Here is a 20,007-nt window from a genome sequence, read left to right as displayed (position 1 = left end):
TTATTCTCCCTGTGAGTCTTTAACATCGTGGTAAACTGCTGTTGCCCAAAAACTGAACTCTTGAGCGAGCGATAATCCCAAGCCTGTAAGCCCTAAATAATCATCTGTACTTAAATTTTTGAGATGATTTAGACCATTGTTACCAGCAAGATTATTAACAAGAGAAAGTTCCTGCAAGCACTCAAAAAACTTCTTGACTACTTGCTTTTTACCTTCTTGACTCAAGGCTTTCTCTTCTGCTTTGAGGCGCATCATGCCCCAAGTAGATAGATAAGTGTATAGTTCAATTGCTTGATTTTTTTGCTCTTTAAGGCGAGTGTCGTCTTGGTTAGGCTGCGATCGCAATTCGCTTAAAGCATTATATACAGGTGTAGCAATAGTACGCGGATCGAATATCATTTAAATCTCCTTACTTAGCACTAGCAGACATCCACTGTTGCACAAACCCCCGCCCTAAACTTTCTTGTCCGCCAATTTGCAAAATAGAGTTACTGTCTAGAAGGTTCTCAAAATTAGCGTGAGATTGTTTTGCTGTACCGTTGGCTTGAGATGTGGTTCCCCAAGGAAAGTACATCAAAGTATCGGGGGGAATTGCTTCTTCATAACGAAATCCACCTTCTACAGATTTGTGTTCGTCTAGCTTGACTTTTACTTGTCTCCATAAACTCATCTGCGTAAGGGTAGCAAAGTGTTGGTTGGGCAGCACAATTACTTCTTTGATGCAGCTAGTTTCTGTTACTTGAGGAACAAATGACTGCCAATCTTGCCAAGGTTGCAACTTGTCTAAAATTGCATCTTTGAGGTAGACACGAGTAGTATTTGTTAAACTACTGCTGTACTCGGTGGGAATATTAGTTACACCAGGATTAAATCTCGTCCAACGTTGCAATAACATGGGGCAACTAATCCATACAACTCCATGACTTAGGGATGGAACGGGTAACCACAAAATTGAGCCATCACCAATCCAAATATCGCCTTGTTCTAGTTGCTGAGTATCTTTTAAATCTGTACCAAATAGTTGCGATCGCATTTCGCTAGCAACGCTTGCCCGCAATCTGCCCCGTATTGTACTAGAAGGAATATAAGGCAAGTTAGTGTGAGACTCGCGGGCAATTCCGAGTAAGTTTCCCTCTTGAGTTGTACCGCCTGTATGTAATGGCGAAATGAGGTAGAGATAAACAATGTTGTTAATCATGTTCTTGATAGGAAATCCAAAGTAGTTGTGAGTAACCTAGTTGACGCAGATTTTTGGCTGCATCTAATGCTTTGCCTGGTTTGGATGCTGCATCCTCGGCAAATAAGCTTTGCGGTTGATTGAGGTAGTAAATACTGCCTGGAGGTGCGGCAAATACTTGAGGTGCGGGGATACTTTTGTCTGTGCGATCGCGTCTTCTGCTACTTATTGCTACTGGCTTTTCGGTTGCAACGCTAACTAAATTCCCTCTAGCATGAGCTAGTTTCCACTCCCAAGGATAAGCTTTACAAGTTGAGTTTCCGCCATCGTGTTTGCGTTCAAATATGCCAGGAGTAACTAGATAAGCTAGCGATTTACCTGGTTTGCTGAAGTTTTGCTGAGATAAGTTCTGCAATTTATCCCATTGTGCGGCTAAAGCTTCGCATTTGGCTAAAATGGCTCGATGCCCTTCTCCTCCTAGCCTCAATGTTACTGGGGTAGGAATATTTTGGTTGAGGGCGATCGCTATACTCCAATCTGGCAGCAATCTGATGGCATTCTCAACAAAGTAACCGTCAGCATCTTTAACTTGGCGCGTTCCCGCATTCATGGAGTTGTGGGAACGAGTTTCAACTAGCCAAGGCTTGTCTTCACCTGCATACTTAAGTTCCCAATTTTTCCGCTCGATTTTGCCTGTTTTTAAGTATGACTGGGCAACATCAGCAGGAATGTACTGACGAAATTTAGTTTCATCGCTGTCATCTTCCACGTCGCTTGGCGATCCAGTTTCAGTAGCCTTAACTAATGGGCGCGGTTGCATGGAGTTAGTTAAACAGTGATGCAGAGGAGAATTATGCTCCCAATCTAAAGGAATTAAGGGAGTTGATTGATAAAATCCTAGCGGGCGGGGTAAGTAGAGAGTACGATCGCGGCAGAAAAATGGTCCAATTATTTCTAAGCGATCGCCCCCTAGTATGCTCCGTAATGCCCCAGCGAGCGCATGACCTGTGGGCGGAAATATGCTGCCTGCCCATGCTCTTTCTCCTGGTGTAAAGGGCTTGGCATCGCGCATTAATAGCACATCTAGAGGGGTTATGGTGTACCAATACATCAAATGTTTCCTATAGCAATGTGGCGGTTGCGCAACACAAAGGCTGCAAGTTTTAACCAGTTTTGAATTTCTTCGTCGCGTTTTAAGGCGGTAGTAGTTTCCCAGAGAGTAGCAATAAAGTTAGTGAGGTAGTAGCTAAATTTCTCTCGATCTTCGTCTTTCCCTGCAAATAAGTCTCGACGGTTGCAAAATGCTTGCGTCCAAGATGCGATCGCATCTTTAATTGGGGCGGGGTGTTGTTGCCATACTTGGGCGGCTTGTTCAAATATGGCGCTGTCTAAATTGGGAATTGGTTTAGTTAGTTCTACAAGCGATCGCCAATTGTCAAATACATCAAATTTGCTCGTAACTTTGAGCGTGTTGCCATTACCGTAAATTACACGGGCTTGAATGGCATCTTTTACTTGTTTTTGGTTATTTTTGACGTATATATGTTCTTTGGCTTGTGCTTCAGCTTCCCAGAGGCTTTCGAGAGCGATCGCTAAGGGGACGCTATGATGGGCGATAACGATGCCAAAGCTAATTGTTGCTGTGCTACCCATTGTAAATAAAGGTCTAGCTGAGAGGTTTTGTGGTGGCTGCTGGGGGTTTTTCCAGCACCAATAATCGCCTTTGTTTTCAAACTCAGAATCTTCTTTTGCACCACGAAAACATTGGCGAATATCCCAAACCCAGTTATCCCATTCCCAGAGATTTGTATAAGCTAATACGTCATCGCCGCCGCTATATATTAGTCGCCCTGCATAGCGCTGTTCGGTAAGGTAAGGTACGAGTTGATTGGAAAAGTCGAGTAAGGCGCGGCTTAATGCACTATGGGTAGAAGGTCCCATGCGCTTTTGCTCGTTTAAAAACTTGGGGAAAGTCTCTCGGACTTGTCTTTTTTCGGGAGATTCTTCGCTAGAGTTATTGTCTGGATCTTCTTCTAAGCTAGATAATTCTGTAGGAATGTAGTCACGGTAGTTTTTTAGCTTTTTGCCTTTTAGCCATTCGCTCATCCCATCGCCATCACCAGCAGCTAAGACATACCAATCGCTAGGATTATTGGCGGGGTAGGATTTATCGAGGATGGTTTGGATAGTTGCGCGGTATTGATTTTTGATGTCGATTAGTTCTTGATTGAGTGAATCGACAATTGATGGATCTTGTTCGCGGTTGATTTTTTGTTCTATTTGCTGGGTTTCTGAGGTTTTTATTTCTTCTGCTAGCCAACCTGCATTTAAATAACGAGAAGGAAATTTTTGCAAGTCTGCATTTTGATGTTCGTCTATCCAAGGAATTCCCCATTTTTGCGGAACTTCTTGAGATAATTCGCGTTTTAGGAAACGACAGACTTTATGGAAGTATTCTAGATGGGAGAAGTCGCTTACTTTTAAGTAGCCTGCTACTCCTGCTGTTAAGTCGGGGTAAGATGCGTCAATTGCGTTGGCATTCAAGTCACCGATTAACTGTGGTAAAACTTTATGCAATCCGCGTTTTAATGTTTCAGTTGCATTTAATTGTTCTTTACCATCAAATAAACCTGCGTGGCGTTTCCACAACTTTTTGACTTCTCCCTCTGGTAGCCAATCATCGCCAGGATGCACTGCTGCGCCTATTCCCGATACTGTAGAACGGACGCTGAAGGCTGTGGGTAGTTGCCAGTTACGCGCGTTTTTGACGGCTGCTAGGCTCAAGCGCGTTTGATCGAAGACGTGACACCACCAAGAACCAACGTTGACGCTAAATTTACGTTGTTGCTTGAGTCGCAAGTCATAAGCAGCCCGCAGAAAGTCTAGTTCTGCTGCTTGGAATAATTGTTCTTTGTGATTATTTTGCAGGTTGTAAGCTATATTCTGCGTATCTAGCCAGGATTTTAGTTTCTCTGCTTCGGTTTTGGGGATGGCTGAGTTTTTGAGTTGTTCTCCTTCTTTACCTATTGGTGAAGCTGTCCAATATGTTTGCCATTGCGAATCTAGCCAGCCGTTCCAATTTTTGCTATCTTTTTCAAGTCCTGGCATCCAGTGACGGCTTTGCAATTCTGTAAGTACGATGCTGCCAATTTTTAGCCACTCTGTTCTTAGGGTTTGTTCTGCCAATTGCATTGCTGAGGCAACTTTGTCTTTGGGTAGAATTAAGACTAAGACGTTGGGAAATCCAGCAGTGAGGAGTTGGCGGTTAGTTGGTTGTTTTACCCAAGGTTGAAAGTCAGCCCATTTTTCTAGCAACCAGTTATCTATTAAAGGTTGTGCAAATAAGCTGGGATATACTAAGCAATCAGGTCCATATTTCCATGCTAGCGCCCAAGATACTTTGGCACAGAGGTAATGCAGCAGCCAAGAACCCGCCCAAAAGTCGCGCATTTTCCGGCTGGCTTTGATTAGTTCTTGAACGGGGCTAAAGCTAAATATTGCTAAATATGGGTGAGAGGGAGTTTTATTGTTTGTCCAGCGTTGCAGTTCTTCTGCTGTCAGGTCGTATCCAGCTAATGCACCTGATAAGGCGGCGGTGAGGCTGGTATGACTCCAGATAGAACTGTCGGGAATGCGTGTCTCTGCTGGCATGAGGAGCAAAGATTGCTCGTCGCCAAAGGCGTTACAGGTAGCGATAGGTAGACAACGCCACAGCCACCAAAAGAGTTTGCGTTTATCTTCTACTTCTCTAATTGTTTTTAGCTGTTGGGGATTGGTGCGATCGCTTGGATCTGTTATTTGTAATGAAAATAGGTCTTGTTCTAGTTTGCTTAAATATTTGCCGCGATGAGGCTGACTAATTAGTTCTTGATGTTTGGCATTATTTAGCTTAAACTGATGTTTTGCTCCTGATAGTAGGTGAGCGATTTCTAGTCCTTTGTTGGGGGCTTTTTTAGGCGCGTAGTTAATGCTTGCAGATAAACTACCAATGGCAGAGCGATCGCTAGCAGAGGTGATGTAATCTGCTAACAAGATATGCTTCAGGGCAATTCCTTGGGAATCTTCTGGATTCCAGTTATTTTCCTGCCAATTTTTCATTACGGCTAGTTCTTGCCAGCAGCTATTTTCGCCTCGTCCACTATTGTTATGTAAGGCTTTAAGGGCTGGATCGTGGAGTAATCCCCAGATTTTTGCTTGCCAGTATATATCGGACACAAATTGATTTCCTCTAGGTGTCTAAACTGCGCTAGAGGTAATATGCCCAATTCTAAGTGGGAACTAACTAATTTACAAAACTTTATTTAGTGAGGATTCGATGCTGTTATGCTCTATCTACTTTGGCTTGCGACTTTTCTTGCTCTATTGCTTCAGCAATTACCCGCCGCAACCACTCTGTTCGATTGGGTAGCGATCGCACGTATGCATCTAATTCCAAAGGTAGCCTTACTCCTATCGTCCTTTCTGACATAGGTTCGGGATTAGGAGATACGTATTTATGTTTCGGATTTGGATTGCCTCTACCCATTTTGAAAGTTAACGCTTGTATTGAGTTATAATTGTGTTAGCAAAGCGAAGGGACAAGCTACCAACTTCAACCCTTCGACTTGCCGAGTAAAAAGGCAAACAAGCATTAAATGCTATTCGCGCTCAGGAATATTTTAACGTAATGAACAATTTTGCGATCGCTCAAATTGAAGCAGAGCAGGATTTAGAGTTTCAATCTGGTTTAATTACTGTAGTGGTGTGGCGGCTAATAACGCCTCAACGTCGCGCCCGTTACAGCGATAAGCAACGCATTAGGTTTAAAGATGCAAAAAAGCGGTCTTTTCAACGTTCTGGGTGCAGCAGTACGGCAGAAATTAAGAAGTATCTCCAGGTTTTGGGTCAAAAGTTAGATTTAAGGCTAACTAGCGCGTGGTTGGCGATAGTTAGGGAGTTGGCGATCGCGATTAATAATCTTCGCAGTCAGCATAGTGCTAGTTTTAGAGTAGGCGATCGTGTCCGGTTAGTAGAGTACAAGCCGACTTTAGCTTATTTGCAGCAGTGGGAGCCGTTTGCAATTGTGGCGATCGTCAATGGCGTAGCTCAACTAGATTTGTTGGCTTTCCCAGTACCAATAAAGGATTTAAAAGTTGCGAGTTAGTAATAGGAACAATTGTTTTTAGAGTGTAGGGCGATCGCTTCTTTAAGTTTCCATTCAAATAATTTCCCTAATTAATAGGAACCTGCGTCCTGTCACCGCCCAACATTCAGTTTTTCTAGTTTCCATTCAAATAATTTCCCTAATTAATAGGAACTCTATCTTGCTGATGACAATTACATAGACGAGGAATTATTTCCATTCAAATAATTTCCCTAATTAATAGGAACGGTATCAATGCAAAGTTTGTAAGAAACTATCAACAGCTTTCCATTCAAATAATTTCTCTAATTAATAGGAACTACTCAACTGCAATTTTGTGAGTTTTCATGATTCTTACTTTCCCTTCAAATAATTTCCCTAATTAATAGGAACTGTGCGATCGCTTTGGTTGCATTGATGAGACGCTAGACTTTCCCTTCAAATAATTTCCCTAATTAATAGGAACAAGACCGTCGCATTCAAGACTTGGAAGCTGAGTTTGCGATCCTTTCCATTCAAATAATTTCCCTAATTAATAGGAACTTTTTCAGTAGATTCGCTATTTGTGTAGTAATCGGCTTTCCATTCAAATAATTTCCCTAATTAATAGGAACTACGACCAGAAAGAACGCCTCATCTCGTCAGTAGTTGAAGGGTTTCCATTCAAATAATTTCCCTAATTAATAGGAACGCGTATCGATTGGAATTAGCGTAGGTATGGTAGCAGGTTTCCATTCAAATAATTTCCCTAATTAATAGGAACTGTACATCATAGATAGAAACAAACCATTATATTGGGGTTTCCATTCAAATAATTTCCCTAATTAATAGGAACTTAGTAAGACAATTACAAGAGCAACCAAAAAGACCAGTTTCCATTCAAATAATTTCCCTAATTAATAGGAACCTATGTTTAATATAAAGCTTACCTTTGTAGTCATAAGTTTCCATTCAAATAATTTCCCTAATTAATAGGAACCCAAGACGCAATGAAACGCGAAGGGTCGGGTGCAGTTCGTTTCCATTCAAATAATTTCTCTAATTAATAGGAACTATTATCGGACTAGACTTTATGTCTAAAGAAGAGCGTTTCCATTCAAATAATTTCCCTAATTAATAGGAACTAACTTTCCACCAGGTGGGTTACAAAAGACGTTTCCGTTTCCATTCAAATAATTTCCCTAATTAATAGGAACGTTTAAAGCGGTAATTTATCAAGATGCTACTTTGTCGTTTCCATTCAAATAATTTCCCTAATTAATAGGAACGTTGCCACAAAATGACGACTAAGAAATTTGCGGCGGTGTTTCCATTCAAATAATTTCCCTAATTAATAGGAACTTTTTAGTTGTTTGGCTATGTTGTCGTCGAAAGCGTGTTTCCATTCAAATAATTTCCCTAATTAATAGGAACATCTTTTGGCGCGGTTACTTGGTTTTTATTGTTTGGTTTCCATTCAAATAATTTCCCTAATTAATAGGAACCCTAGAAGCAATAAAAAGCAAACAATCCAAGGAGTCGCGTTTCCATTCAAATAATTTCCCTAATTAATAGGAACTCACATTAGTTAATCTCACGACTAATCGCATAGTCGGTTTCCATTCAAATAATTTCCCTAATTAATAGGAACTGCCTCAAACCGAGTCAGTAGATGCTGCTGATAAATCAGTTTCCATTCAAATAATTTCCCTAATTAATAGGAACACAAAAAACAAGGCGAACAGGCTTTATTGCGTAAAGACGTCAGTTTCCATTCAAATAATTTCCCTAATTAATAGGAACACTAAGCTATACGGTTACATTCCCCACAGAGCAAATGGTTTCCATTCAAATAATTTCCCTAATTAATAGGAACTTATGGCAGTCACTTTAGAAGAATTAGTAATTGAGTTGTTTCCATTCAAATAATTTCCCTAATTAATAGGAACAACTAAACGATATCGAACTAGAAACCGTTGCGGAAGATGTTTCCATTCAAATAATTTCCCTAATTAATAGGAACCTTCCTCTGACAGCGGACAAGCATCAGCAGGTAGTGCGTTTCCATTCAAATAATTTCCCTAATTAATAGGAACCATACACTCCTCAAAGGATTTGTAGTCGGTTCCCCATTTAACTTTGTTTCCATTCAAATAATTTCCCTAATTAATAGGAACAACAATTAACCATGTAGGATATTGGACGACAGATGAAAGTTTCCATTCAAATAATTTCCCTAATTAATAGGAACTTTGCTTAAATTACTTCACTAGCGCTAATCCTCCCAAAAAGTTTCCATTCAAATAATTTCCATAATTAATAGGAACAGATTGGATAGAAACAAATGAAGTACAAAATTGAATTTGGTTTCCATTCAAATAATTTCCCTAATTAATAGGAACCTTTCTTACCTGTACCAATAGCTGCTAAACGCTCTTGTTTCCATTCAAATAATTTCCCTAATTAATAGGAACTCCATAAGCCTCCTATCCCTGTAAACAAATTTGTTGGGAGTTTCCATTCAAATAATTTCCCTAATTAATAGGAACACAAACTGAGGTTCTTCCTAAAGATGAAGAACAAGAGGTTTCCATTCAAATAATTTCCCTAATTAATAGGAACAAACAAAAAAGAGAATCAAACAGTATTCACTTTTCATGGAGTTTCCATTCAAATAATTTCCCTAATTAATAGGAACTAAAGCATTTATAAGATTAACACCATTTCAATATAAAGTTTCCATTCAAATAATTTCCCTAATTAATAGGAACCTACACGTTCTTGACGAGCAGAAACAACTCTTGTTTCCAAGTTTCCATTCAAATAATTTCCCTAATTAATAGGAACTCTACTGATGCTGGATTAACTAACCCTGATGCATCAGTTTCCATTCAAATAATTTCCCTAATTAATAGGAACTCTAAAATATTTAAAACTGGTTGTTTGTTTTGAGTAATGTTTCCATTCAAATAATTTCCCTAATTAATAGGAACCAGTTAAAGGCTATGTAGATAAAACAGAAACTATCAAGTTTCCATTCAAATAATTTCCCTAATTAATAGGAACACTTAAACAACTGCCCAGATGCTCAAGCTGTGGCTAAGTTTCCATTCAAATAATTTCCCTAATTAATAGGAACAAACTGTAAAAGCTGGTAGATACTACACTAAGGGTGATGGTTTCCATTCAAATAATTTCCCTAATTAATAGGAACCACTTAGCATCGTTAGTGATACCTAAGCCTTTTTTCGGTTTCCATTCAAATAATTTCCCTAATTAATAGGAACTTAGTACGTTTATCTAGATAAGATTTATTCCAAGTAGGTTTCCATTCAAATAATTTCCCTAATTAATAGGAACGTGAAAATCCTCATATTACTCCTGGTTACGCTGCTAAAGTTTCCATTCAAATAATTTCCCTAATTAATAGGAACTATTAATTCCTCTAATTAAATCAAACCATTTATTTGGTTTGTTTCCATTCAAATAATTTCCCTAATTAATAGGAACGGGAGATTTTGATAGAATAGGGCGCGGTCAGACTTCTTGCGTTTCCATTCAAATAATTTCCCTAATTAATAGGAACGTCACTATTGCAGGTGAATAGTTTAGTACGGTTAACGTTTCCATTCAAATAATTTCCCTAATTAATAGGAACAAGCTTTAGGCGTTAGCTTAGAGATTGATTTTGACGAAGTTTCCATTCAAATAATTTCCCTAATTAATAGGAACTGAACGAAGTACCTAAGTATTGGAAAACTATCGATGTAGTGTTTCCATTCAAATAATTTCCCTAATTAATAGGAACGAGTTTCTGGAGAACTGAGGAAGCAGATATTACTCCTTCCGTTTCCATTCAAATAATTTCCCTAATTAATAGGAACGCTCTGGAAAGGTTCTGGTAGAGTCAGCCCATAAAGGTGTTTCCATTCAAATAATTTCCCTAATTAATAGGAACATCAACAAAATGTTAGAATCCTCCAAAAAGGCTTACTACGTTTCCATTCAAATAATTTCCCTAATTAATAGGAACTGTCTTCTTTAATAACATGTACATCTTCTTTGATATGTTTCCATTCAAATAATTTCCCTAATTAATAGGAACTTGGTTTAGGTCGTTGTTAGCCAAGAATACAACTGTACCGTTTCCATTCAAATAATTTCCCTAATTAATAGGAACACAATGGAAACACCTAAGCCATATGTTACTCGTAAGAGGTTTCCATTCAAATAATTTCCCTAATTAATAGGAACTTTCCTACGTCTTCTAGAAAGCACTCAAAGTCTAACCGTTTCCATTCAAATAATTTCCCTAATTAATAGGAACAGTAAATAATTTACTGTCTAATTTTTTCGTTGCAGGAGGGGTTTCCATTCAAATAATTTCCCTAATTAATAGGAACTACCAAACAACCCTTTGAGTATGTTAATAATCATGTTAAGTTTCCATTCAAATAATTTCCCTAATTAATAGGAACTTAAAGATGGCTGCGTCCTGAGCTTTGAGCATTTGGTCGTTTCCATTCAAATAATTTCCCTAATTAATAGGAACACCAACTCATTTACCCTATGGATGAACAGACTACGGACGTGTTTCCATTCAAATAATTTCCCTAATTAATAGGAACAAACATCTAAAGTTAGATTTGGATTAACAAATGCTGGACCAGGTTTCCATTCAAATAATTTCCCTAATTAATAGGAACCTCTTGATTGTTGTTGTTGAAAGAAGCAGAGTTAGCGAAATGTTTCCATTCAAATAATTTCCCTAATTAATAGGAACTTGTAAAGATATCAGAGAAACTCTGCAATCTCTAGAATCTAAAGTTTCCATTCAAATAATTTCCCTAATTAATAGGAACTGCTTGCATGTCCGCACAACCAGCACGCACAGTAACCGTTTCCATTCAAATAATTTCCCTAATTAATAGGAACAACCAAAATCGCTTCTCTTCGCAATGCTCTACTACTTGAGTTTCCATTCAAATAATTTCCCTAATTAATAGGAACTTAATAAGTGTTTTAAACTTACGTTCTAACCAGAAACTCGTTTCCATTCAAATAATTTCCCTAATTAATAGGAACTGTTTGTATTTCTGACAAACTTATTTTAATCTCAATAAGTTTCCATTCAAATAATTTCCCTAATTAATAGGAACAAAGACTTACGCAACGAAGAAGTATTATATGCAATGGTGGGTTTCCATTCAAATAATTTCCCTAATTAATAGGAACTTGTTTAACCTTTAACTTTCTTTTTTAGTTTGATTGTTAAGTTTCCATTCAAATAATTTCCCTAATTAATAGGAACCTAATTTCTGCTGCACCTTATGAAAATTTATCAGTGGTTTCCATTCAAATAATTTCCCTAATTAATAGGAACTTCAAAGTTGTTTGTATTTCTGACAAACTTATTTTAGTTTCCATTCAAATAATTTCCCTAATTAATAGGAACTCTTTCGGCTGCACTCTCAAATTGGCTAAAGGAATATCGTTTCCATTCAAATAATTTCCCTAATTAATAGGAACTGGGCTTTTCAGCCAGTAACCGTGATATTCTCCATCGTGTTTCCATTCAAATAATTTCCCTAATTAATAGGAACCCTGTAACTTATCCTGTATGGAAGACACTAAAACTTACTGGCACTCCTGGTTTCCATTCAAATAATTTCCCTAATTAATAGGAACGACTAAGCGCTTATCTTTAGTAGTTACTGAAGCGCTAGTTTCCATTCAAATAATTTCCCTAATTAATAGGAACTAATGCGATCGAATGTCTTCAATAGTTTTTGCTGTAGGTGTTTCCATTCAAATAATTTCCCTAATTAATAGGAACTTAAAGTGGTCCTTTTTTTGTTATTTAGGTATTCTTAAGTTTCCATTCAAATAATTTCCCTAATTAATAGTAACCTTTGTACTATTTTTCTTTTTGTTAGAATATTATATAACAAGTTTCCATTCAAATAATTTCCCTAATTAATAGGAACCACAGTTAAGTCGCTAGACAAAGGTAGCTACTACGATGACTGTTTCCATTCAAATAATTTCCCTAATTAATAGGAACTTTTACTATGGAATCGAAACCCCAACTTGTTTTGTCTGTTTCCATTCAAATAATTTCCCTAATTAATAGGAACTCCTATCCATTTGAAGATTTCAAAATAAAACTTTTGCGTTTCCATTCAAATAATTTCCCTAATTAATAGGAACTAGCTACTGTAACTTACCTTACTCCCGCACAGCTAAAGCGTTTCCATTCAAATAATTTCCCTAATTAATAGGAACAGCAAAAGAAATGGCGCTACAAATCTTAGATGATGTTTCCATTCAAATAATTTCCCTAATTAATAGGAACTTGATAAGAGAGAGTCTACTAATTGGAATGTTTATGTTTCCATTCAAATAATTTCCCTAATTAATAGGAACTATAAGTAATTCAGCGTCAATGCTAGCACGTCACTCTTTGTGTTTCCATTCAAATAATTTCCCTAATTAATAGGAACGACTTAGACTTTATTTTTGATTGCTCACTACCTTGGCGAGATGAGTTTCCATTCAAATAATTTCCCTAATTAATAGGAACTATGTGTTATGTATACCAGCTAGAAGGCTAGCCTTTAGAGTTTCCATTCAAATAATTTCCCTAATTAATAGGAACATAAATATCTTCAAGTTTTAGAACACCTACAAGACGGTTTCCATTCAAATAATTTCCCTAATTAATAGGAACACTAAAGCGAAGAACTACGGTGCTACTTTAGATAACGAGTTTCCATTCAAATAATTTCCCTAATTAATAGGAACTCGCAATACCAGTTTCCATTCAAATAATTTCCCTAATTAATAGGAACTTTAGGAGAAATTCATCAAACGGGTAATACGGTCATTGTTTCCATTCAAATAATTTCCCTAATTAATAGGAACTTATTGTACACCTATACGCAGGTACTCTCTTATGTCTAGTTTCCATTCAAATAATTTCCCTAATTAATAGGAACAGCCGTGCTAAGGGTAGTACGGTACATGACATATGTTCGTTTCCATTCAAATAATTTCCCTAATTAATAGGAACAACTACATTGATGAAGAATTAGCTTGGCAAACAGGTTTAGAGGTTTCCATTCAAATAATTTCCCTAATTAATAGGAACTTACCAAAAGCTTTAGTTGCTGCAATTAACGATTGCGGTTTAGTTTCCATTCAAATAATTTCCCTAATTAATAGGAACAAAAACTATCAAAATTAAAACAATTTGATAGTCTTTGGTTTCCATTCAAATAATTTCCCTAATTAATAGGAACCTTGAGAGTGTTTGCTACATTTTCACCAGCCTCCAACTGTTTCCATTCAAATAATTTCCCTAATTAATAGGAACTCTATCGGTTTGTGAAGTGCTGTCGAAATATTTGATGAGTTTCCATTCAAATAATTTCCCTAATTAATAGGAACCCTCAGATAGCTTATGCAGTAGTAGGTTACGGTTTAAGTAGTTTCCATTCAAATAATTTCCCTAATTAATAGGAACAGTAGTCTAAAGAGTTCAAAGTCTCTATAGCATTGGTGTTTCCATTCAAATAATTTCCCTAATTAATAGGAACCTCTTTAGCTGACGCTTTAGCCGACGGCAATTTAAGTTTCCATTCAAATAATTTCCCTAATTAATAGGAACTTAGTGGTTATGACACGTAGGTTAGCTGGTACGTGTGTTTCCATTCAAATAATTTCCCTAATTAATAGGAACACATCAATTGATCCATTCAGCGATCGCATTACTCGAATTGTGCCGTTTCCATTCAAATAATTTCCCTAATTAATAGGAACGACAATACATAGCACCTGAGCAAGTCGGCTTACCCTACGTTTCCATTCAAATAATTTCCCTAATTAATAGGAACTTGTCAAAGCTACCATATTCGTCAGCAAGCTCGGCTGTTTCCATTCAAATAATTTCCCTAATTAATAGGAACGTATTACTAACGATGCTAAGTATGCTATCTATGTAGAGAGTTTCCATTCAAATAATTTCCCTAATTAATAGGAACCATCAAACAAACAGAAAGCTATGGAAACATAGCTGCTGTGTTTCCATTCAAATAATTTCCCTAATTAATAGGAACGTGATATTGTGTTTAATCCACAAACTGCATTGAAAGAGTTTCCATTCAAATAATTTCCCTAATTAATAGGAACCAAAGGAATACAATATTCCTTTATCGTTTGCTTGCATTGTTTCCATTCAAATAATTTCCCTAATTAATAGGAACTTGTACCGCAAAACAAAGTAGCTTGAGCTACTTTCCTGTTTCCATTCAAATAATTTCCCTAATTAATAGGAACCTTAGAGAAGCCCAAACGACGATCGCTCCGCTTCTAACTGTTTCCATTCAAATAATTTCCCTAATTAATAGGAACTGGGCTAAAGGTGTAGCTGACGAGCAGCGCGTGATCGCTTGTTTCCATTCAAATAATTTCCCTAATTAATAGGAACTTGGGACTTCTAGCTTTGCATAAGAAGTTGGTGAGCGGTTTCCATTCAAATAATTTCCCTAATTAATAGGAACATGAATTGACGATTAAATCAATCATAGCCCATATAAGTTTCCATTCAAATAATTTCCCTAATTAATAGGAACAGTACTTCAAGTATATTCACCCGTAGCTACGACTTTAACGTTTCCATTCAAATAATTTCCCTAATTAATAGGAACTTTCCGCCCGAAGCACCGAAACGCTACCGAGGCGACGTTTCCATTCAAATAATTTCCCTAATTAATAGGAACGGTATAGCACTGGCAACTAACCGCACTCCTAGTTCTGTTGTTTCCATTCAAATAATTTCCCTAATTAATAGGAACCTACCTAACGATAAAGCACTATCTAAGAAAGAGTCGTTTCCATTCAAATAATTTCCCTAATTAATAGGAACAATATAATTCATCTAGACTTAATACAGTAATGTATCAGTTTCCATTCAAATAATTTCCCTAATTAATAGGAACTAGACAAAGCCGAGCGCGATCGCTGGGTAGAAACAGGTTTCCATTCAAATAATTTCCCTAATTAATAGGAACAATAAACAGTAATGTGAGAAGTTAATTTAAAACCTCGTTTCCATTCAAATAATTTCCCTAATTAATAGGAACAAAACTCTTTAGGGATGTTTAAACCAGGTATCTCCAGTTTCCATTCAAATAATTTCCCTAATTAATAGGAACAGGAAGGAGTGTTGGTAAATAAACCTAGCTCGGACCTGTTTCCATTCAAATAATTTCCCTAATTAATAGGAACTTTAGATGACCTAGAATGTAGGCTTTCTTACTATCGTTTCCATTCAAATAATTTCCCTAATTAATAGGAACTTGGAATTCTAGAAGCTCTTAGCCGCAAGACAGTATTGTTTCCATTCAAATAATTTCCCTAATTAATAGGAACATAAATACTTCTATCGATCGCCATATTGAGTTAACTTGTTTCCATTCAAATAATTTCCCTAATTAATAGGAACAATAATGGAAGCATCAAAATACATAATTAAAGTTTGGTTATGTTTCCATTCAAATAATTTCCCTAATTAATAGGAACACGAAAAGCAGACTTAGAGCGTCCAACTACATTAGCGTTTCCATTCAAATAATTTCCCTAATTAATAGGAACTAGCCTCTATCTGTGTGGATTATCATTACACATCCTTGGTTTCCATTCAAATAATTTCCCTAATTAATAGGAACTATTGGTACGGGTAAAAAAGCTCATCAACCTATTGTGTTTCCATTCAAATAATTTCCCTAATTAATAGGAACAGACTTGATACAGTAATGTATCATTTATTTAGAGATGTTTCCATTCAAATAATTTCCCTAATTAATAGGAACCTTACCCCCTTGTAGTGTTTAGTTTGTTTTGGGGATAAAGTTTCCATTCAAATAATTTCCCTAATTAATAGGAACACCTCTGCTAGAGAACAAATGTACATTTGGCAGAAACAATACGTTTCCATTCAAATAATTTCCCTAATTAATAGGAACTTTAGATTCTAAAATGTTAAATTTAGATTCCATTTTAGTTTCCATTCAAATAATTTCCCTAATTAATAGGAACATTAAAACAAATCAAACAGTAGCAATAGGAGTATTTGTGTGTTTCCATTCAAATAATTTCCCTAATTAATAGGAACAACTGAGAGCTATGGAAACATAGCTGCTGTCACAACTTTTGTTTCCATTCAAATAATTTCCCTAATTAATAGGAACTAAAGTATTTCTATTTCATGGAAGTGAAGATTTTAGTTTCCATTCAAATAATTTCCCTAATTAATAGGAACCTAATAAAAAGATGTGTAAATGCCCTAAAGTTTCTGTCTGGTTTCCATTCAAATAATTTCCCTAATTAATAGGAACTTGCCTGTACCAATAGTTGCTAGCCTTTCTTGGACTTTGTTTCCATTCAAATAATTTCCCTAATTAATAGGAACCAGATGGCATCTCTTTCGACATTACCAAAGATAATGGTGTTTCCATTCAAATAATTTCCCTAATTAATAGGAACCCATCAAAAGCGCAAAAGTATTAGGTTTTGGAGCACATCGTTTCCATTCAAATAATTTCCCTAATTAATAGGAACAAGTGTAAAAGCAAAAAACCAGACTGAGAGAATATACATTATGTTTCCATTCAAATAATTTCCCTAATTAATAGGAACATATAAACTTTTTGTGTTCCTGCAATAACTTTAAGATGTTTCCATTCAAATAATTTCCCTAATTAATAGGAACTTAACCTCTGGTTCTGGACCAGCATTTGTTAATCCAAATGTTTCCATTCAAATAATTTCCCTAATTAATAGGAACCTAAGGAAGAATTTGCTAATCTTCTTTACGAGCTAAAAAGTTTCCATTCAAATAATTTCCCTAATTAATAGGAACTGCTTTACTACCAAAAGCATTGCTAACTTCAATAACTGATGTTTCCATTCAAATAATTTCCCTAATTAATAGGAACTATTAAGGCAGAACACAAAGGTTTGCAGTATGGTAGTTTCCATTCAAATAATTTCCCTAATTAATAGGAACTGATAAGTCTCGATATAGTTTCTCTAAGCATTTAGATAAGTTTCCATTCAAATAATTTCCCTAATTAATAGGAACAAACCTACTCGCAAGTCGTTGGCTTCATACCGCCGCTTGTTTCCATTCAAATAATTTCCCTAATTAATAGGAACTCGTAAAAAGATCCGTTGGTATTTACCACAAAGACCGTTTCCATTCAAATAATTTCCCTAATTAATAGGAACAAGACGATCGCTTTCTTAGCTGACAAAGGTTTCAACATCCGTTTCCATTCAAATAATTTCCCTAATTAATAGGAACCTAAAGTGAAACTCTCTGTAACATATCCTTCTTTACGTGTTTCCATTCAAATAATTTCCCTAATTAATAGGAACGCGAATAGCAGTCTATGGTCGTTGTACCCGCTGCCACAGTTTCCATTCAAATAATTTCCCTAATTAATAGGAACATTCTATTGGTCATGACTAATGCTGCCGCTAAGTCATGTTTCCATTCAAATAATTTCCCTAATTAATAGGAACCTATTTACATTAACCTAGTAGGTGGGCTAGTATGAATACGTTTGTTTCCATTCAAATAATTTCCCTAATTAATAGGAACGAGAAAGTTATCAAATTACCACGTGTAGAAGTAAATGATGCAGTTTCCATTCAAATAATTTCCCTAATTAATAGGAACTTGGATTTTACCTTCTGGTACTATCTTAGATGTTTTGACTTTTGTTTCCATTCAAATAATTTCCCTAATTAATAGAAACCTTTTAACCCTTGCTTTACTGCTAAAAGAGCTTCTTTGGTTTCCATTCAAATAATTTCCCTAATTAATAGGAACTTCATATAGCAAACGCCATACTACAGCTAAAGTGCGGTTTCCATTCAAATAATTTCCCTAATTAATAGGAACCCAATTTAAACCTATATCCAGCCTGGTGTCCACTACCAGTTTGCGAGGGTTGCTGATTTTACTAGGAAAAATAGATAGCATTGGTGAAAAATAATAGCTCAAAACTTTATACTGCACTGCTTCGAGGTTCGCAACGTATTTACTTAATTTCTGGCATATTACCCTAACCTCGCAGCTAATCGCTAAATAATTACCGAACCAGGAATCTTTGTAATTGGAAAGCCACCCCATGCCTCTACTTGACTAAAAGTATGCTTAGATAATGGGTAAAACCTCACACTATCTTCTGATAATTTTACCCTTTTCCTCAATCTTTTTCGCAATTCATCATACTGAACTTGCGTTAAAAAACACTCAAAAACACTGTATTGTACCCTTTGCCCGTACCCTTCTAATAAATCAGATACTTTCTTACGCCGCCGATCGCATGGAATATCATACACCACTAAATAGAACAACATTACTAACGAATTTGATAGGGCAAATAAAGCTGCTTGGGATCGTAAACAAACCTTTTATAAGCCTTCACCTGCTGCATCAATAAATCCCATTTTGGTCTTCTCTCACCTGTATCATTTTGCACTTCCTCCTCCATTCTTTGCACAAAAGCACGCAAAAACTTAGCGCGCCCAGAATCATTAAGATAACAACCGCCATCGCGATGCACAAAATCATTGCCAGCATCCATACTGCGACGATTTACCAACCACAACATCAAAGAATCGATCAAATAAGCACGAAACTCCTCAATCAAATCAGAAGCCAAAGCTGCATGACGCTCCGAACTTTGATGCAAACACGCATGATATGGATCTAAACCCTGCAACTCAATTAGTGCTAACAAGTGATTCCATAACACCTGATAGCCAAAACTCAACATTGCATTTACTTGATTTCCTGGCGGGCGACGGCTGCGCCCAGTAAAAATAAACTCAGAATTACTGATACACTCACCTAACGCTGAAAAATATTGCGATGCAGCCGCCCCCTCAAACCCCATCAACTGCTCGATACTATCAGCTTTAGCCGCCTTTTCAATCAAATGCTCCAAACTTTGAATCGCTACCGCACTCAGATTAGAAGACTGGCGGCGTTGCTGACGCTGCAAAATTACCCGACTATTTTTGAGCTTCGTTTGCACAATTTGCCTTGCTACTACTAACCTCTCTACAGCTAGTAACTGCTGCTGATAGCGAGATAACTGCCTATACCCCTGCTCAATCGGAATAATCCGCCCGTAGCAATACCCCATGCGCGAAAGATAAACAATGGGAATATTGCGCCACAAACAAGCGCGAATTACCTGCGTGGTAATTTGTGATTTCCCAAATACTAGAATCTGCTCTAATAAAGGTAATTGCACTTGTCCGAGAATTTTATCTGTTTGCTTGACAAGGATTGTTTCTTGCTGCAAGCAAACATAACATCCCTGCTGGGAAATATATAAAGATCGCATTACCGCCGCCGAGTTACTTTAGCAGAACTAGCAACCCGCATTTGCGATCGCCTGTCTTTCGCTAGCAACTCCGCTTGCTCTTCACGCTGCAAATATGCTGTTACTCGGTCTGCACCTACCGATACAATATAAGTAGCTAATGCAATAAGTACAGTATTAATAATTACAGCCATTAATCCTAGCGGTGCAATCAGCAATATTATCAACGTCACTGTACCATTAATCAAGGACACAGATACATTGCGAACTAAAGTAGCGCGAGGTGAAATATACATATTTGACTAGCAAAAATCTCTTTACTAAAG

At 36.9% G+C, this 20,007-nt stretch carries 9 protein-coding genes and 1 CRISPR repeat array; of the genes, 1 reads left to right on the top strand and 8 read right to left on the bottom strand.

All coding sequences use genetic code 11. From position 1 onward, the window contains the following. From UH38_RS16160 to UH38_RS16140, 5 genes are all read right to left on the bottom strand, one after another. A complete protein-coding gene (locus UH38_RS16160) occupies window positions 1–399 on the bottom strand; it encodes a hypothetical protein (protein ID WP_045055708.1) in 399 nt (132 codons plus the stop codon). A 10-nt stretch (window positions 400–409) separates the two neighbouring features. Continuing rightward, window positions 410–1,198 (bottom strand): type III-B CRISPR module RAMP protein Cmr4, encoded by a 789-nt coding sequence (gene cmr4, locus UH38_RS16155; RefSeq protein WP_045055707.1) that lies wholly within the window; start codon window positions 1,196–1,198, stop codon window positions 410–412. Further along, entirely contained in the window at window positions 1,191–2,288 is a 1,098-nt protein-coding gene (locus UH38_RS16150) for a type III-B CRISPR module-associated Cmr3 family protein (protein WP_045055706.1), read from the bottom strand. Before UH38_RS16150 ends, cmr4 begins: the two co-directional genes overlap by 8 nt. After that, complete coding sequence (gene cas10 / locus UH38_RS16145) at window positions 2,288–5,392, bottom strand: type III-B CRISPR-associated protein Cas10/Cmr2 (protein ID WP_045055705.1); 3,105 nt, start codon at window positions 5,390–5,392, stop codon at window positions 2,288–2,290. Before cas10 ends, UH38_RS16150 begins: the two co-directional genes overlap by 1 nt. 106 nt (window positions 5,393–5,498) lie before the next feature. After that, entirely contained in the window at window positions 5,499–5,702 is a 204-nt protein-coding gene (locus tag UH38_RS16140) for a hypothetical protein (protein WP_045055704.1), read from the bottom strand. A gap of 141 nt (window positions 5,703–5,843) precedes the next feature. On the opposite strand from UH38_RS16140, the gene UH38_RS16135 reads away from it, so the two are divergent. Continuing rightward, complete coding sequence (locus tag UH38_RS16135; RefSeq protein ID WP_045055703.1) at window positions 5,844–6,320, top strand: hypothetical protein; 477 nt, start codon at window positions 5,844–5,846, stop codon at window positions 6,318–6,320. 46 nt (window positions 6,321–6,366) lie between these two features. After that, window positions 6,367–18,246: a CRISPR direct-repeat array (repeat unit 36 nt; unit sequence GTTTCCATTCAAATAATTTCCCTAATTAATAGGAAC). 182 nt (window positions 18,247–18,428) lie between these two features. Here UH38_RS16135 and cas2 read toward each other — a convergent pair. From cas2 to csx18, 3 genes are read right to left on the bottom strand one after another with little or no spacing between them, the layout of a single operon-like run. Further along, a complete protein-coding gene (cas2, locus tag UH38_RS16130) occupies window positions 18,429–18,707 on the bottom strand; it encodes a CRISPR-associated endonuclease Cas2 (protein WP_045055702.1) in 279 nt (92 codons plus the stop codon). Window positions 18,708–18,709: 2 nt separating this feature from the next. Further along, entirely contained in the window at window positions 18,710–19,702 is a 993-nt protein-coding gene (cas1, locus tag UH38_RS16125) for a CRISPR-associated endonuclease Cas1 (RefSeq protein WP_045055701.1), read from the bottom strand. Beyond that, the gene (csx18, locus tag UH38_RS16120; protein WP_045055700.1) at window positions 19,702–19,977 is read right to left on the bottom strand and encodes a CRISPR-associated protein Csx18; all 276 of its coding nucleotides are present in this window, start codon (window positions 19,975–19,977) and stop codon (window positions 19,702–19,704) included. The genes cas1 and csx18 overlap by 1 nt, the downstream gene beginning before the upstream one ends. Window positions 19,978–20,007: the final 30 nt, after the last annotated feature.

Origin of the sequence: Aliterella atlantica CENA595 (assembly GCF_000952155.1) — a bacterium.
Classification (GTDB): domain Bacteria; phylum Cyanobacteriota; class Cyanobacteriia; order Cyanobacteriales; family Chroococcidiopsidaceae; genus Aliterella; species Aliterella atlantica.
The sequence above is the reverse complement of the archived record's forward strand: the minus strand, read 5'-3'. Positions and strand labels throughout refer to the sequence as shown.

Excerpts from the sequence above, each read along its gene's own strand:
- UH38_RS16160 (WP_045055708.1), bottom strand. The coding sequence starts at position 399 with ATGATATTCGATCCGCGTACTATTGCTACACCTGTATATAATGCTTTA.
- cmr4 (WP_045055707.1), bottom strand. The coding sequence starts at position 1,198 with ATGATTAACAACATTGTTTATCTCTACCTCATTTCGCCATTACATACA.
- UH38_RS16150 (WP_045055706.1), bottom strand. The coding sequence starts at position 2,288 with ATGTATTGGTACACCATAACCCCTCTAGATGTGCTATTAATGCGCGAT.
- UH38_RS16140 (WP_045055704.1), bottom strand. The coding sequence starts at position 5,702 with ATGGGTAGAGGCAATCCAAATCCGAAACATAAATACGTATCTCCTAAT.
- UH38_RS16135 (WP_045055703.1), top strand. The coding sequence starts at position 5,844 with ATGAACAATTTTGCGATCGCTCAAATTGAAGCAGAGCAGGATTTAGAG.
- cas2 (WP_045055702.1), bottom strand. The coding sequence starts at position 18,707 with ATGTTGTTCTATTTAGTGGTGTATGATATTCCATGCGATCGGCGGCGT.
- cas1 (WP_045055701.1), bottom strand. The coding sequence starts at position 19,702 with ATGCGATCTTTATATATTTCCCAGCAGGGATGTTATGTTTGCTTGCAG.
- csx18 (WP_045055700.1), bottom strand. The coding sequence starts at position 19,977 with ATGTATATTTCACCTCGCGCTACTTTAGTTCGCAATGTATCTGTGTCC.